This window comes from Gaoshiqia sediminis, assembly GCF_025907915.1.
Taxonomy (GTDB): Bacteria; Bacteroidota; Bacteroidia; order Bacteroidales; family Prolixibacteraceae; genus Gaoshiqia; species Gaoshiqia sediminis.
The window spans coordinates 25,342-41,466 of the sequence record NZ_JAPAAF010000023.1 but is presented as its reverse complement, the minus strand read 5'-3'; the positions used below and the strand labels follow the sequence as shown (position 1 = coordinate 41,466).

Genomic DNA, 16,125 nt, shown 5'->3' with positions numbered 1-16,125 from the left:
AAACAATGATGATACCTATGAAAAGAGCCCGCCAACTGGTTGTATTGGTAATGGCTTTTGTGCTGGCCTCCTGCGCCGGAACACCCGACAACAGCGTGGAAGCCAAACGCAAACAACTCACTGACTACAAAAAACAGCGTCTGGATCTGGAAACTAAAATCGCCGAATTGGAGAAGGAACTGGACGCCAACAGCGAGGTAAAATATGTGAATGTGAAAGCCCTCGCCCTGGAACCACGCTTGTTTGAACATTTTGTTGAGGTGACCGGAAAGGTTGAGGCTGACCAGGAAGTGAACGTCAGTCCCGAAGGATCGGGAAAAATCATCGACATCCTGGTGCGCGAAGGACAACACGTTCAAAAAGGAACGGTACTGGCCAACCTGAATACGGATATGCTGGACCAAAGTATCGCCGAGGCAAAAATCGGTCTGGAACTGGCGCAAACCACCTTCGACCGCCAGAAGAATCTCTGGGATCAAAAAATTGGTTCTGAGCTTCAATTCCTACAAGCAAAATCAAATAAAGAATCGATGGAACGCCGTTTGGAAAGCCTGCAGGCCCAAAAGGAAATGGCCGTGATCAAATCGCCGGTCGATGGGGTTGTGGATGTCATCTTTCAGAAAAAAGGAGAAATTGCCAGCCCGCAATTTCCTTTTGCGAAAGTGGTCAACATCAGCCGGATAAAAATTTATGGTGATGTGGCCGAATCGTACCTGACCAAGGTAAAAACAGACAACCCGGTGAGCATCAGCTTTCCGGCGATTTCGAGAAATACGGAAGCACGGATTACCCAGATTGGAAACTATATCGATCCCAACAACCGCACGTTCCGCATCCGGCTCGATCTGAGCAACCCCGACGGCATGATCAAACCCAATATGATTGCCATCCTGAAAATACGCGATTATGTGTCCGAATCTGCCTTCGTGGTTCCCTCGCTGCTGATCAAGAGCGATTTCCGCGGGAAATATACCTATGTGGTTGACGAGTCCGACCCGATCAAGCGGGCACGCAAAGTGTATGTAACCACCGGCGTTTCGGCCAACAACCTCACTGAGGTAACCGAAGGGCTGGGAGCGAATATGAAAGTTATTTCCGAAGGTTTTGATCAGGTGATCGACGGATCGGCCGTGCATATTTGATCAGCCTATTTTTAATCTTTTCAGCCAGAAAACAAGACCATCATGGACAAACTAAAATTACACGATAACGCCGACCACATTCACCGGAAATTCAAGCCAACTTACATGGCCATCAAGAATAAAACCACGGTTTACATCTTGTCGGTCCTGCTGGTTTTTTTCGGGATGTTTTCGTATAAAAGCATGCCCCGTGAGTTGTTCCCCGAAATTGTGGTGCCATACATTTTCATTCAAACGATTTACCCGGGCAACTCGCCCGTGGACATCGAGAACTTCATTACCCGCCCCATTGAAAAGGAACTGAAAGGCATGCAGGGGGTGAAGAAAGTATCCTCGGCATCGTACCAGGACGTGAGCATCATCATTGTTGAATTCAATACCGATGTAGAAATCAAAACGGCTTTGCAGGACACCAAAGACCGGGTGGACAAGGCCAAAACCGAACTGCCCGATGATTTGGATTCGGACCCCTTGGTACAGGACCTTGATTTCGCCGAATTTCCCATCATGAACGTCAACCTGTCGGGTGATTTCAGTATGCGCGAGCTGAAAAAGTTTGCCGAGAACCTTCAGGATGAATTTGAAGGACTGAACGAGGTATCGGAAGCAAAGATACGCGGGATTGATGAACGGGAAATCCAGATCAATGTTGATCCGTACAAGCTCGACGCCAGCGAATTGGCCTTTGAGGATATTGTACTGGCCATTCAACTGGAAAACCTGACCATGGGCGCCGGAGAATTCACCTCCGACGAAATCCGGCGGGTAATCCGCACCGAAGCGGATTACACCAACATGGACCAAATCCGCAACACCATTATCAAGGTGAACAACAGTAAACCGGTTTACATTCGCGACATTGCCGAAGTGGTTGACGATTACAAGGAAAAATCGACCATCTCTCGCCTGGACGAGAAGCCGGTCGTTACCTTGTCGGTTACCAAAAAGAGCGGCCAGAACATTTTGGCGGCCACCGATAAAATACGCGACGTAATTGCCTCGCAGCAGGAAAGCGGGTATTTGCCCAAAAACCTGGACGTGCGCATCACCGACGACAACTCGTTTTACATCCGCAACCAAATTGCCAACCTCGAAAACAGCATCATCCTGGGAATGATCCTGGTGATTTTCGTCCTCTTTCTGTTCCTCGGGTTCCGCAATGCGCTGTTCTCCGGGCTGTCCATCCCCATGTCCATGTTCCTGTCGTTCGTGATCCTGCAGCAAATGGGCATCTCGATGAACAACATGGTGCTGTTCAGTCTGATCCTGGCCCTGGGGATGCTGGTGGACAACTCTATCGTGGTGGTCGAAAATGTCTATCGGCTCCATTCCAAAGGTTATTCCCTGCTTCATGCCACCCAGCGCGGCGTGAGCGAGATTGCCTTCCCGATTATTTCGTCCACCCTCACCACGCTGGCGGCCTTCTTTCCGCTTATCCTGTGGGAAGGCATCATGGGCGAGTTCATGAAAATATTGCCCGAAACACTGATCATTGTGCTCGCTTCTTCGTTGTTTGTGGCACTGGTGCTGACCCCACCATTCATTGCCACCTTCATGAAGATTGAAGATATTGCCCGAAAGGCAAACAAAAAGAAGGTACTGAGAAACGCCGGTATCCTAGCCGCGGTTTCGCTGCCGTTTTACGTGCTGGGTGTTTACTGGCTGGCCAATATCCTGATGGCAATCGCCTTGCTCATATTGCTCAATCTGGTTGCTTTGCGGCAACTGGCCCGCTGGTTTCAGAATAAATTCCTGGTTTGGGTAGAAGGCCTCTACGAAAAGCAATTACGGCAGGCGCTAACCGGAAAAATGCCCTTGGTATATTTCTTCGGAACCATCCTTTTGCTCATTGGTTCGTTAACTTACTTTGGACTGAGCCAGCCCAAAGTGATCTTCTTCCCCCAAACCGACCCGCAAACAGTTTATGTAACGATGGAGTTGCCCCTGGGTACGTCCATTGAGCGCACCGATCAGGTTTCGCTGGAAGTGGAGACCATCGTTAAAAAGACACTGGAGCCTTACGACCACATTGTCAAATCTGTAACCACCAACGTGGGCAACGGGAAAGGTGGCCTGTTTGAAAATTCGGCCAGTCCAAACAAGTCGCTCACGTCCATCTCGTTCGAGGAATATAAACTGCGCGGCGGCATCAGCACGTCCGACATCATGAAAGAACTGGCCGATAACCTGAACGGGTTTGTTGGCGCCAAAATCTATGTCGAGAAAGAAGACGATGGTCCACCGGTTGGGGCGCCCATCAATATTGAGGTGGCTGGCGATGAGTTTGACCAGTTGCTGAAAATTACCGATGATGTGATCAAACGGATTGACGACGACCGGATTGCCGGAATTGAAGGGCTGAAAATGGACATTGACATCAACCAGCCCGAAATGCTGGTGAAGATCGACCGCGAGAAAGCCCGCTTATACCAGCTTTCGACAACCGCGATAGCCCTGGGCCTGCGCAATGCGCTGTACGGTGCCGATGCCGGAGATTATAAAGAAGGCGAAGACGAATACGATATTTATGTACGGCTGGATGAAAAATACCGGAACGATGTGTCAACACTCATGAACCAGCGCCTGTTGGTGGAAGGCAACAAGATACCGATTTCGGCAGTGGCCAGCTTCGAGTATTCAACTACCTACGACAAAATCAACCGGATCGACAATAAGCGGGTGATCACTATTTCGTCGAACGTGATCGAGGGCTTCAATGCCAACGAAATCAATGCACGTGTCCGCCAGGTGCTGGCCGATTATGAGATACCGCTTGGCTATACGATTTCCTTTACCGGCGAACAGCAGGAACAGGCCGAAAGCAGCAGCTTCCTGATGTTTGCCCTGCTGGTGGCCCTGGCCTTGATTACCCTGATCCTGGTTACCCAGTTCAACTCGTTCATCCGCCCGCTCATCATCATGACGACGGTCTTGTTCAGCACGATTGGCGTGTTCCTTGGGCTGGCCATCTTCAACATGGAATTTGTGGTCATCATGACCGGGATCGGCATCATTTCGCTGGCCGGTATTGTGGTCAACAACGGCATTGTACTGGTTGACTACATCGACCTGCTGCGCGACCGCAAACGTGAGGAAATGGGCTTATCGGAAAAAGCGTTTCTGCATGTGGATGACGAAATCGCCTGCTTGGTAAATGCCGGAAAAACCCGTTTGCGCCCGGTATTGCTGACGGCAATTACCACGGTATTGGGGCTCATTCCGCTGGCCATCGGGCTAAACTTCGATTTCTTCGCCTTGTTTACCCGCTTCAACCCGGAGATTTCGATGGGCGGTGAAACGGTTGCTTTCTGGGGCCCCATGTCGTGGACGGTAATTTTCGGGTTAACCTTTGCCACCTTCCTCACCCTGGTAATTTCGCCGGTGATGTACATGCTGACCATCCGGATCAACTACCGCACCAAGAAAGTGTTGGGCGTTTTGCCCGAAGACAGTTTGCGCGAAGCTCCCGTAACCGTAACCACCGAACAGTTTTAATTCAGATACAGAAACAATTATTAGTAAGAGGCTTGTCCCGCGGGACAGGCCTTTTTTCGTGCGCTAAAATTCGTCTTCCAGCAGCTTGCAGGCCGTTTCGATAAAACGCGGACAAAGCCGGTTAAACACATCGCGCGCTCGGGCCAGTTGCTGCCCTTCCGGGGTCGAGATGTTAACCCCCAACAGTTCGCGGCACAGCAAACTTCCGTGTATTTCAGCAAAGCGGCTGTTGAACCCCCGGATGTGGGCTTTGGTAGCAGCTTTGGCTTCGGGATCGGGAACGGCATGGCCATGTTTCATCCCGATAACGAGATAAGCGCCTGTAACGGCCCCGCAGGTTTCGGCACAGGCCATGCCGCCGCCAAAACCGCTGGCCAGCTTGAGAGCGGTAGTGCGATCGATATGAAAATCTTCAGCAAAAGTGGAGAAAACCGACTGGCTGCAATTAAAATTTTTGAAGCAGGCTAAAGCTCTTTCTGATTTATCCATGATTTTTTTTGATTTAAGTTAGTGCATTCCGAGGCAATTTAAACATGACTTCATCCAACTTATTCGGTGTGGAATAAGAAATATTCGGCGTTGCCGAAAGATTATTCCCAATTGCACCATAGATATTCACCATTGCCCCGAGATAATTCCATCGAGAATATCGATGATTCACTGGCGCAGAACAAATATGCTACGTTGCCGCTGCTTCATACTATCACGCAGATGAATGATGTCTTCGTGCCGGGAAATAATTCCGTAACGAATCAAACAAATTCGGTGGTGAATAAAAGCAATTCGCAAGGCAAAAATCCTGTTTGGAACCTTTTTCTGCCTATTTTAGTGAATCACTAATTTACCACGAAACAAAAATCAAAAACGATGAAAAACTTACTGCTTATTGCCATCATCCTGTTTACCTTCAGCGCCTGTCAGTACGACAAACCAATCCCGTCCCAACTCAAAGAAACGACTCCAAAAGAAGCCGGGTTCTCAGCGTCGCGCCTGGCGCTGGCCGACAGCCTGATCAACGAGTACATGCAAAAAGATTGGCTGCCGGGCGGAGTTTTCCTGGTAGCCCGGCATGGTGAGATTGTGTATTATAAAAACTTCGGCCACCGCTCAACCGCCAAAGATGCACCCTACCAAAAAGACGATATTTTCCGGATCGCCTCCATGACCAAGGCCATCACCACGGTTGCCATCATGCAAATGTACGAACAAGGGAAACTGCGCTTGGATGATCCGGTTTACCAATATATTCCGGCATTTAAAAACCAGGTGGTACTGGATACCTTCAACCCGGAAGATTCAACTTATACCACTGTCCCGGTCGAGCGCCCCATCAGCATCCGTCATTTGCTGACACACACATCGGGAATTACCTACGGCGATTTCAACCCCGGGAAACTGCAAGCGGTCTTTTCAAAATTCAACATGCTGGGCGTCGGCTTGTCGCACCAATCGTGGACAACCGAAGAATTCATCAATCGGCTGGCCGAAGTGCCCTTAGCTTTTCAACCCGGCGAACGATACAGCTATGGCTTAAATATGGATGTGCTGGGCCGCGTAATTGAAGTGGTTTCGGGCAAAACACTGGCCGGGTATTTCAAGGAAAGAATTTTTGACCCGCTTGGCATGACCGACACCTATTTCTACCTCCCCGAAGACAAACAGGACCGTCTGGTGCCGGTTTACGCGCAAAATGAAAACGAGCTATCGATGGCCTCCGGCGCCGGATTGGTAGCGATGATTGACTACCCGAAAAACAACGATATCGGGCACTATGCCGGTGGCGGCGGCCTGTCGTCAACCGCAATGGATTATGCCCGCTTTATCCAGGCTTTGGTAAATAAAGGAAGCTACAACAACTACCAGCTGTTAGGCAGGAAAACCATCGAGGTGATGACGGCCGATCAACTAATCAGCCTCAACCAAAAAGGCACCGGCTTCAGCAACATTCCGGGCAACACCTTTTGCCTGGGCTTCGGCTTGCTGACCGATGATGCTGCCGGGTTGAACTCCAAATCACCCGGAACGTACGAATGGGGCGGTTACTTCAGCACCAAATTTTTCATCGACCCGAAAGAAGAATTGATTTTTGTGGGGATGACTCAAATCCTGCCTTTCCAGCACGGCGAGTTTTACGATAAGCTGACGGCAATCATTTACGGGGCCATTGAAAATTAATCCCTGTTTGCTTTACTGACCAGGTGATTTGGATTCACCCGGTCAGTTTCCAGAAAATTTTAAACAAAAAAAGTCCGGGCCTTCACCCGGACTTTCTATTTTGGTCGTTACTTGTTTCGTCGAATTATCCGCGAACTGCCGCGATACCCGGAAGGATTTTGCCTTCCAACGTTTCCAGCATGGCGCCGCCAGCGGTAGAAATGTAAGAAACCTGATCGGCAATGCCGAATTTGTTAACAGCGGCAACCGAGTCACCACCACCAACCAGGGTGAAAGCACCATTTTTAGTTGCTTCAACAACCGCGTCGCCAATCGCTTTGGTTCCGGCAGCAAAGGCATCCATTTCGAAAACACCGGCAGGACCGTTCCAAAGAACTGTTTTTGAAGTGCTGATCACTTCTTTGAATTTGGCGATCGTTTTAGGACCAACATCCAAGCCTAACCAGCCATCTTTGATGTTTTTTGTCAGGCAAACTTCCGTGTTGGCGTCGTTGGCAAATTTATCAGCAGCAACGCAGTCTTCAGCAATCACCAGGTTCACACCTTTAGCTTTGGCCTGTTCAATGATGCTTTTAGCCATCTCCAGGTAATCGTCTTCGCAAAGTGATGCGCCAATGTTGCCGCCCATCGCTTTCACGAAGGTGAAGATCATACCGCCACCGATAATCAAGTTGTCCACTTTGTTCAACATGTTTTCGATGATGGTGATTTTAGTCGAAACTTTTGCGCCGCCCATGATGGCCGTCATCGGACGTTCCGGGTTGGCAACCACTTTGTCCAGGCTGGCTACTTCGCTGTCAACCAGGTAACCGAACAATTTGTCGTTCGGGAAAAATTTAGCGATCACTGCAGTTGAAGCGTGAGCGCGGTGAGCTGTACCGAAGGCGTCGTTCACCCAGCAGTCGCCCAGCTCGGCCAGTTGCCCGGCGAAAGCTTCGTCACCTTTTTCTTCTTCTTTGTGAAAGCGCAGGTTTTCCAGCAACAACACTTCACCTGGTTTCAGGGCATCGGCCATGGCTTTTACCTCAGCGCCAACACAATCCGGGCCCAGTTTCACGTCAACACCCAACAGGTCGGCCAGGTGTTTGTGCAAGTGTTTCATGGAATATTTATCTTCCGGACCGGCTTTTGGGCGGCCAAAGTGCGACATGATAATGGGAGAACCACCTGCTTCGATCACTTTTTTAATGGTAGGTACCGCAGCAGTCATACGGGTATCGTCAGTAATCTCGAAATTTTCATTCAAAGGAACGTTAAAATCAACGCGGATCAGCGCCTTCTTCCCTTTGAAATCATACGTTTCAATTGTCTGCATAATAGATTATTTTTAGTTTCTTTTTGTACGTGTTCAAAGATATGAAAAAGATAACTTTTAACTTTAAGTCCCCATTTTTTATGGTCATTTTTTAATGAAGAGGTAAAGAATGTTTCCGGGCAAAGGTTAATTTAGCCAGGCCAGAAGATTGGCGCCGGATTTATTATTTTTGTTCCCATATAATTTCAGCTTATGTTTTTTCGCGATGTTACCGGGCAGCAAGCCATCAAAGACCGACTGATTCAATCCGTAAAAGACGAACGGGTGAGCCATGCCCAATTATATGCCGGGCAGGAAGGCTGTGGCAACCTGGCGCTGGCGCTGGCCTATGCCCAGTATGTTTCGTGCCAGAACAAGCAAGACGGCGATTCGTGCGGCGAATGTGTTTCGTGCAAAAAGTACCAAAAGCTCATTCATCCCGACCTGCATTTTGTTTTTCCGGTGGTAAAAACACCCAAGCTGAAAGAGCCCGTGAGCGACAATTTTCTGGATGAATGGCGAAAGATGGTCCTCCAAAGCCCGTATTTCAACCTGGATGACTGGTTCAACTTTATCGGCACCGAAAACGCTCAGGGCATGATTTACTCGCACCAGAGCGAAGAGATTATCCGCAAGCTGAGCCTGAAATCCTACGAATCGGAATACAAGGTGATGATCATCTGGATGCCGGAAAAAATGCATGTGGCCTGTTCCAACAAACTGCTGAAAATGATTGAGGAACCGCCAGTGAAAACCCTGTTTTTACTGGTTACCGAAAGTGAAGAAGAAATTATTGCCACAATCCGCTCGCGATGCCAGCTCATTAAAGTGCCCGCCATTCAACCCGAAGCTATGAAAACGGCCCTGCTCCAACTGCCACAGGCCAACGGCACCGATTTAGACCAGGTGGTGCATTTAAGCCGCGGAAACTACCGTCGGGCGTTGCAATTGCTCCAGCCCGACGAACAGGACCGTTACAACCTGGAACGTTTTAAGGAGCTGATGCGCTTTGCCTACGGGCGCAAATTCCTGGACTTGTTTGCCTGGGTTGGAACTGTTTCGGAAATCGGGCGCGAACGGCAGAAGGTATTCCTCCAATACGCGCTGGGACTGGTACGCGAAAACTTCATGCACAACCTCAAAAATCCCGGCCTCGTATTTATGGATCAGGAAGAGATGGAATTTTCGTCGCGCTTTTCGCCATTCATCAACGAGCGCAACGTGGTTTCGCTAACCGAAGAGCTCGAAAAGGCCTACGTACATATTGCTATGAATGGCCATGCCCGCATCATTTTTACCGACTTGTCGCTGCGTGTGGTCAAGTTAATCCGCAAATAAACAGGAATTTAACCGTTAACCGGAAGGCAAAAGTAAAAGCAACTGCCTTTGTTTTCTTCCGAGTCGAACCAAACTCGTCCATGCAGCAGGGTCAGTATCCCTTTAATGATGCTCAAACCAAGGCCGGTACCCTGCTTGGGGATTTTGGATTCGATTTGCAAAAAACGGTTGAAAATGGTTTCCTGAAACCGAGGGGGAATGCCAATGCCCGTGTCGCTCACGTAAAACGTAATTTTAGACTTGGTAATCTGGTGTACCCCAAAATCGACCCGGCCTTCGTAAGTATTTTTTATCGCATTCGTAATCAGGTTATCAAACACCTGTTTCAACCTTACCGGATCGGTATAAATTTGTTCCATCAGCTCCAGGTTTTTCATATCGAGCCCAAACGCGAGATTGGGTTTCTGCGCCAACAGTTTGCTTTGCAGGTGGTGCTCATAGATACTTTCCAGCAAGGGCCGGAGCTCAACATGGCTTTTTTGGAGCTTCAGCTGGTTCGACTCGATTTTGGCCACATCAATAATATCATCGATCAGCCGCAACAGATGTTCACCGGACAGCTGGATGAAGGAAATGTATTTTTTCCGCTTATCTTCGGTCACCTCATCCTCGGCCAGCAGGCTCGAAAAGCCAATTATGCTGTTCATCGGGGTGCGGATTTCATGCGACATGTTGGCCAGGAAAGCCGACTTCAGCGCATCGCTTTCCTCCGCTTTCATTTTAGCCTTTTCCAGTTCCTTGTTTTTGCGGATAATCTGGTCTTCCAGCATTTTATGCCGGGTGAGGTCGTTAAAAATCAACACCAGCTTATTGACCACCCGGCTCCACATAATTTGTATGAATTTGGTTGAGCCATCCTTACAGGTTATAGCCACCTCGGCGCCGGGATAATCTGGATTGTGACGGTCGTTTTTAATTTTTTCGAGCCATTCTTTCTTTAAGCTCTCCCGGTAAATTTTGTTCGGATAAGCCAGGGGCCACCAATGGTCCAGTGTTGGGATATCTTTCAGTGTGTAGCCAAACGTGTTTATAAATTCGCCATTCAGGTACTCGATTTTTCCGTCGAGACTATTGATGGCAATGGGCACCGGCGAACGGTCAATGAGGTTTAACATGCCCTGGCGGCTCTCGGTCAACTCGCGCGACACCTCCGTATGACGTGTAATGTCGGTGAGTGAACCAACAATGGCTGTTGTTTTCCCGTTCTCTACAACAGGTGTTTCACGAACCTCAACGCGTACCTTTGAGCCATTCCGGTGGATCAGTTCCAGCTCATAAGGCTCCTGTGCCACACCGGTTTCAATCGCCTTGTTACAGAGTTCAAAACCAATCCGGTTGATCGGATGATCCGTCAACTGTTCCATCCAACGCATCGGTGCCTCCTGCGGCTCATAGCCCAAGATGCGTTTAATCTGTGGGCTTACATAAGTGAGTACATGATCGGGTGTATGCGAATAGAAGGCGTTAGTACTGTGTTCAATGATGTTTCGCAGCCTTTGCTCGTTTTCTTTGATGAGTTCGCGGGTTTTGCGTTGCTCGGTCACATCCAGGATAGAGCAGATCATGCCATCGTAAAGATCGTTTTTTACCATCGGAATGAGCCATCCTGCGTGTACCGCATCTCTTCCGGCCAGGTTTTTAAGTTTCACTTCGTAGGGCAAGGTCTGCAGGCTGCTCTTTGCTTGCAGAAATGGTTCCCGGAACTCACGGGTGGTTTCGGGCCGAAAACCAGTGAGTACATTTTTCCGCAGGATGTGTTCCTTGGGGGCGCCTGTAATTTCGGTCAACCCCCGGTTGGCAAAAAAAATGATATCGTCCTTGTCGGCCACCCAAATCCCTTCATGCACCGTTTCCAGTACCTTTTCATAAAACTCCTTTTGCAACTGAAGTTGATCTTCTTCCCGTTTCTTATCCGTAATATCGCAGAAAGTGAGGGCGATCTGCCCCTGCTGGATTTGATAACCCGTTAGATTGAAATACTTGCCTGCTGCCTGAACCTGCAACTCCTGCTCTGCCGCAAGCCCTGTTCCGGTTACCTGGTTGAACAGGGCAGAAAACCGGTCGGACAATTCCGGCCATAAATCCGTCATCCGCTTTCCGGACAATTGATCTGGATGTAAGTTGATCAGCCGTTGAAAAGATTCATTGGCGAAAATAATCTCCCCATCCGCATGACCGTTGGCTTTATCCCAAACTAATTTTAGCCAAACAAAACCGAACGGCATGTTCAGAAAAGCGGCCTGAAACTGTTGTCGGTTTTGGGAAAGCTCTTGTTGCAGCCGGTCTATTTCGGCCTCCAGGGAAGATCTGTTTTCTAAATGTTGGTCTGTCGTATCCATGTTATTCCCGAATCGTATTCAATTTAAGGAATTTAAACTAAAAAAGGAATAGCGCATCCTTTTTTGAAATGAAAACAAGGCCATGAAAGCCGATTGTCCCAAAGGCGCACAGCAATCATCCATGTTTAATAAAAGTCCAACATCCGCGAATACAGCTTTGTTTATCAGCTTTATTCATTATTTTTGCAGGTATTTAGCTTCGGCTTTTTACTGCAATCAAAGTGATTCAGTAATAATCAATTAACTATGGATGACAATTTAACAATCGACCGGGGATGTTGTCAGAAACTTTCGGGGAGCTGTTCAAAACTGGAAGTATATGACTGGCTGCACGATGTGGTGAATATGACCAACCCGGAAAACATCATCGAGGTTCGGTTTAAAAATACGCGCAAAGATTATTTTCGGAATGTTAACAACCTGAAACTGAAGGCCGGCGACATTGTGGCGGTTGAAGCCAATCCAGGACACGACATCGGCATTGTCAGCCTGGTGGGCGAACTGGTGAAACACCAGATGAAAAAGCACAAGGTGACGCTGGTGAATGGCGAAATCCGAAAAGTTTACCGCAAAGCCAAGCAGGCCGATATTGAAAAATGGCGCGAAGCAATGGCCCAGGAACACGCCACCATGATCAAATCGAGGCAAATTGCTTCGGACCTTCGGCTGGATATGAAAATTGGCGACGTGGAATACCAGGGCGACAAAACCAAAGCCATCTTTTACTACATCGCTGAAGGCCGTGTCGATTTCAGGCAGCTGATTAAAGTGCTGGCCGAAACGTTCCGCATCCGTATCGAGATGAAGCAAATTGGCGCCCGCCAGGAAGCCGGACGCATCGGCGGGATTGGCCCATGCGGGCGTGAGCTTTGTTGTGCCACCTGGATCAGCAGTTTTGTATCTGTCACCACCAATGCAGCCCGCTACCAGGAAATATCCCTAAATCCACAAAAACTGGCCGGCCAATGCGGGAAACTGAAATGTTGCCTCAACTTCGAAGTCGATGCGTACATTGATGCCCAACGGGACTTTCCGCCCAACAATATCCCGCTGCATACCGAGCAGGGAAAATACAATTTCTTTAAGACCGACATCTTCAACCGGATTATGTACTACATCGAGGATGCACCGAATTCGTCGGGCCCCATCGCGGTACCCGTTGACCGGGTGAAAGAAATCATCCTTCTGAACAAGCGCGGGAAGAAGGTAGATAAATTACTGGCGCACATCGAAACAAAAGCGGCTGGCAAACCCAAGGAATACGAAGATGTTTTGTCGCAGGACAGCCTCACCCGTTTTGACCAACCCAAACACCGATCACGAAAGAAGAAGCGCCCGGCAAACAAAAATACCGGAAACCGGAATCCAAACAGGGGCAGAAAATGAAAAAACTGATTTTTCTGCTGGGATGGATTATCGCCTTGTCCGCCTGCGATCAGGGGCGTGTCTTTGAGGACTACCGGACATTTGATACGGACGGATGGCACAAAGACTCGACTGTGGTTTTCACCCTGGAGCCTACCGACACCCTCGGTGGGCACAATGTACTGATAAACATCCGTAACATGGGAAACTACCCCAACAGCAACATTTGGCTTTTTATCGATGTCCGGTCACCCGATGGCTCCCTGCTCAAAGATACTGTTGAATTCACCCTGGCCGATCCAACCGGAAAGTGGAAAGGCAGCGGCATTGGCGATCTGTTTGATAACCAATTCCTGTACAAACAAAATGTCTTCTTCCCCTCCGCTGGCGAATATCAATTCCGGATCAGGCATGGGATGCGGGCTAAAAATCTAAAAGGGATCCAGGACATCGGCATCCGCGTTGAGAAAAAAAACTAAGCCAACGCACCGTTCTATGGTTCGCCAGGCAATTTTTTTCTCAGCAGAACGACAATTAAAATAAAACAGCAAAATTTCAAATTACCTAACCGAAAGTGGGAAAGAATAAATTGAAAAAGTTTGCCGAAATGGCAACTTTCGAAAACGTGGTTCAGGCGCCGTTTTATGATCCGGATCAGCCCGACCATGAATTGAAAGGAAAATGGAACGCCGTGTTCTTTAAAACCAATCAACCCCTGGTGCTCGAACTGGGTTGCGGGAAAGGCGAATATGCCGTTTCGTTGGCCAGGTTTATTCCCGAAAAGAATTTTATCGGAGTCGATATAAAAGGAGCCCGAATGTGGAAAGGGGCCAAAGATGCCTTGCAGCGGGGCATCCGAAACGTAGGTTTTCTGCGGACCAGTATCGAAATCATTGACCGCTTTTTTGCTCCCGGCGAGGTGGAACAAATCTGGCTGACCTTCCCCGACCCGCAGATGAAAAGCAACCGGCGCCGACTTACAGCCACCAATTTCATGGAAAAGTACCGCCGTATTTTGGCGCCCGGAGGCACCATTCACCTGAAGACCGACAGTAATTTTCAGTATCAATACACCCTCGAAATGGTGAAGGAAAACGGCCTGAAAATTATGGCCCAAACCGACGACTTGTACCAGTCGGATCTGTTGGATGAGGTGCTTTCCATTCAAACCTTTTACGAAAAACAATGGCGCGAACGGGGTATCCCCATCAAATACCTGGCTTTTCAGCTCAGCCACGATGAACCGCTGCGCGAGCCAACTGTTGAAATTGAGAAAGATCCGTACCGCAGTTTTGGACGGTCGGCCCGCGAATAAGGGAAGTATCGAGTTTCAGATTCCAAGTTCCAAGTTTTCGCTACTCAATACTCATTACTCAAATGAACGACTTCTTCGACATGGTTTACCAGGTTGTTCGGCTCATCCCGCAGGGGCGGGTAACCAGCTACGGCGCCATCGCCCGTTTACTGGGAACCGGCCAGTCGGCACGCATGGTGGGCTGGGCCATGAACAAATCGCACACTCAGCCGGTTTACGTTCCGGCCCACCGGGTGGTCAACTCCCAGGGACTGCTTACCGGGAAGCATCATTTCGGAAACCCGATGGCCATGCAGGAATTACTCGAAAGCGAAGGAATCCGGATTGAAAACGACCAGGTCACCGGATTTAAAAACGTGTTCTGGGACCCGCAAAAAGAATTGAAAACAGAAGATTAAAATCAACATATTATGGCAGATATACCACGCAAACTAATTGTACCGAAAAATGTAACCGACGCACTCCGCCAGGTAACTTACCCCGGCTCAACCGAAGATGTTGTGTCGATGGACATGGTACAGGAAATCCGCATTGCCGGAAAAAAAGTGAGCTTTTCGCTCGTGTTTCAGCGCTCGGACGATCCCAACATGGGCGCGGTCATTCACGCCTGCGAGGAAGCTATCCTCAGCGAGCTGGGGCCCGAAGTTGAAATACGGGGCAACATTACCGCCAAAGCCATTCACCAGATGGAACGGCCGGTGTTGCCCAACGTAAAGAACATTATCGCTGTGGCATCAGGCAAGGGCGGTGTCGGCAAATCAACCGTATCAGTCAACCTGGCAGTGGCCCTGGCCAAAACGGGCGCCAAAGTGGGACTGATCGATGCCGACATTTACGGGCCATCCATCCCAAAAATGTTTGGCGCGGAAAGCATCCGCCCTGTCGGCGATAAAATTGAAGGGCGCGAAGTGATTCAGCCGGTCGTACAATTTGGGGTGAAAATCCTTTCCATTGGCTTCTTCGTGAATGTAGAAGATGCCTTGGTTTGGCGTGGTCCAATGGCATCGAACGCACTCAAACAGCTGATTATGGATGGCCACTGGGGCGAGCTGGACTATCTGCTGATCGACCTGCCCCCGGGCACCAGCGACATTCATCTCACGCTAGTACAAACCGTCCCGGTTACCGGCGCCATTATCGTAACCACTCCACAGGATGTGGCCCTGGCCGACGTCATCAAAGGGGTAAACATGTTCCGCGGAAAAACGGTGGACGTGCCGGTACTTGGGTTGGTGGAAAACATGGCCTGGTTCACCCCGGAAGAATTGCCCGATAATAAATATTACATTTTTGGAAAGGAAGGCGGTAAAAATCTGGCCGAAAAGCTGGGGCTGCCCCTGCTGGGCCAAATCCCGATCGTTCAGGGAATCCGCGAAGGTGGCGACGAAGGCAAACCTGTGGCTGACGACCCTACTTCGCCCATGGGACAGGCTTTCCAGGAGTTGGCCGCCAATACCATCCGTGAGGTTGAGCGCCGCAATGCCGAACTCGATCCAACCAAAAAAGTGAAAGTAAGCCGGAAATAAGCTTCTTCACCACAGATTGAAAAAGCCGGAGGAACTTAATTTCCATGCTTATGAAAAAAAGTAGCCCGGCTTAAAGAGTAAACCGAAAGGACATCTTCATCAGATAGAAATGAATACAAAAATTTCTTGCTGATGC

General features: G+C 49.2%; 12 protein-coding genes. 9 read left to right on the top strand and 3 right to left on the bottom strand.

Annotated elements, in window-relative coordinates; all coding sequences use genetic code 11:
• Positions 1-17 precede the first annotated feature (17 nt).
• Entirely contained in the window at positions 18-1,142 is a 1,125-nt protein-coding gene (locus N2K84_RS14025; protein ID WP_282592449.1) for an efflux RND transporter periplasmic adaptor subunit, read from the top strand.
• Positions 1,143-1,184: 42 nt separating this feature from the next.
• Positions 1,185-4,637, top strand: coding sequence for an efflux RND transporter permease subunit (locus N2K84_RS14020; protein WP_282592448.1), 3,453 nt, complete (start codon positions 1,185-1,187; stop codon positions 4,635-4,637).
• Positions 4,638-4,700: 63 nt separating this feature from the next.
• Here N2K84_RS14020 and N2K84_RS14015 read toward each other — a convergent pair whose 3' ends face one another.
• Positions 4,701-5,126: a C-GCAxxG-C-C family protein gene (locus N2K84_RS14015; RefSeq protein ID WP_282592447.1), complete on the bottom strand. Its 426-nt coding sequence runs from the start codon at positions 5,124-5,126 to the stop codon at positions 4,701-4,703.
• 378 nt (positions 5,127-5,504) lie between these two features.
• Here N2K84_RS14015 and N2K84_RS14010 point away from each other — a divergent pair, with 378 nt between their 5' ends.
• Complete coding sequence (locus N2K84_RS14010) at positions 5,505-6,812, top strand: serine hydrolase domain-containing protein (RefSeq protein ID WP_282592446.1); 1,308 nt, start codon at positions 5,505-5,507, stop codon at positions 6,810-6,812.
• Positions 6,813-6,936: 124 nt separating this feature from the next.
• On the opposite strand, the gene N2K84_RS14005 is transcribed toward N2K84_RS14010, so the two are convergent.
• Positions 6,937-8,127, bottom strand: a complete 1,191-nt coding sequence (locus N2K84_RS14005; RefSeq protein WP_282592445.1) for a phosphoglycerate kinase — start codon at positions 8,125-8,127, stop codon at positions 6,937-6,939.
• A 192-nt stretch (positions 8,128-8,319) separates the two neighbouring features.
• On the opposite strand from N2K84_RS14005, the gene N2K84_RS14000 reads away from it, so the two are divergent.
• On the top strand, positions 8,320-9,444 hold the full coding sequence (locus tag N2K84_RS14000) for a DNA polymerase III subunit (RefSeq protein ID WP_282592444.1): 1,125 nt from the start codon (positions 8,320-8,322) through the stop codon (positions 9,442-9,444).
• 8 nt (positions 9,445-9,452) lie between these two features.
• Here the strand turns inward: N2K84_RS14000 and N2K84_RS13995 are convergent, their stop codons facing one another.
• A complete protein-coding gene (locus tag N2K84_RS13995) occupies positions 9,453-11,783 on the bottom strand; it encodes a PAS domain-containing sensor histidine kinase (RefSeq protein WP_282592443.1) in 2,331 nt (776 codons plus the stop codon).
• Between the two features lie 246 nt (positions 11,784-12,029).
• Here N2K84_RS13995 and N2K84_RS13990 point away from each other — a divergent pair, with 246 nt between their 5' ends.
• The 5 genes from N2K84_RS13990 (at position 12,030) to N2K84_RS13970 (ending at position 15,989) form a co-directional block, all read left to right on the top strand.
• Entirely contained in the window at positions 12,030-13,169 is a 1,140-nt protein-coding gene (locus N2K84_RS13990; protein ID WP_282592442.1) for a PSP1 domain-containing protein, read from the top strand.
• Entirely contained in the window at positions 13,166-13,627 is a 462-nt protein-coding gene (locus N2K84_RS13985) for a gliding motility lipoprotein GldH (protein ID WP_282592441.1), read from the top strand. The genes N2K84_RS13990 and N2K84_RS13985 overlap by 4 nt, the downstream gene beginning before the upstream one ends.
• 95 nt (positions 13,628-13,722) lie before the next feature.
• The gene (trmB, locus tag N2K84_RS13980) at positions 13,723-14,463 is read left to right on the top strand and encodes a tRNA (guanosine(46)-N7)-methyltransferase TrmB (protein WP_282592440.1); all 741 of its coding nucleotides are present in this window, start codon (positions 13,723-13,725) and stop codon (positions 14,461-14,463) included.
• A gap of 62 nt (positions 14,464-14,525) precedes the next feature.
• Positions 14,526-14,861: an MGMT family protein gene (locus N2K84_RS13975; protein ID WP_282592439.1), complete on the top strand. Its 336-nt coding sequence runs from the start codon at positions 14,526-14,528 to the stop codon at positions 14,859-14,861.
• Between the two features lie 12 nt (positions 14,862-14,873).
• A complete protein-coding gene (locus tag N2K84_RS13970; RefSeq protein ID WP_282592438.1) occupies positions 14,874-15,989 on the top strand; it encodes an Mrp/NBP35 family ATP-binding protein in 1,116 nt (371 codons plus the stop codon).
• Positions 15,990-16,125 lie beyond the last annotated feature (136 nt).

Coding starts and splice junctions, on each gene's coding strand:
- N2K84_RS14025 (WP_282592449.1), top strand. CDS start 18: ATGAAAAGAGCCCGCCAACTGGTTGTATTGGTAATGGCTTTTGTGCTG.
- N2K84_RS14020 (WP_282592448.1), top strand. CDS start 1,185: ATGGACAAACTAAAATTACACGATAACGCCGACCACATTCACCGGAAA.
- N2K84_RS14015 (WP_282592447.1), bottom strand. CDS start 5,126: ATGGATAAATCAGAAAGAGCTTTAGCCTGCTTCAAAAATTTTAATTGC.
- N2K84_RS14010 (WP_282592446.1), top strand. CDS start 5,505: ATGAAAAACTTACTGCTTATTGCCATCATCCTGTTTACCTTCAGCGCC.
- N2K84_RS14005 (WP_282592445.1), bottom strand. CDS start 8,127: ATGCAGACAATTGAAACGTATGATTTCAAAGGGAAGAAGGCGCTGATC.
- N2K84_RS14000 (WP_282592444.1), top strand. CDS start 8,320: ATGTTTTTTCGCGATGTTACCGGGCAGCAAGCCATCAAAGACCGACTG.
- N2K84_RS13995 (WP_282592443.1), bottom strand. CDS start 11,783: ATGGATACGACAGACCAACATTTAGAAAACAGATCTTCCCTGGAGGCC.
- N2K84_RS13990 (WP_282592442.1), top strand. CDS start 12,030: ATGGATGACAATTTAACAATCGACCGGGGATGTTGTCAGAAACTTTCG.
- N2K84_RS13985 (WP_282592441.1), top strand. CDS start 13,166: ATGAAAAAACTGATTTTTCTGCTGGGATGGATTATCGCCTTGTCCGCC.
- N2K84_RS13975 (WP_282592439.1), top strand. CDS start 14,526: ATGAACGACTTCTTCGACATGGTTTACCAGGTTGTTCGGCTCATCCCG.
- N2K84_RS13970 (WP_282592438.1), top strand. CDS start 14,874: ATGGCAGATATACCACGCAAACTAATTGTACCGAAAAATGTAACCGAC.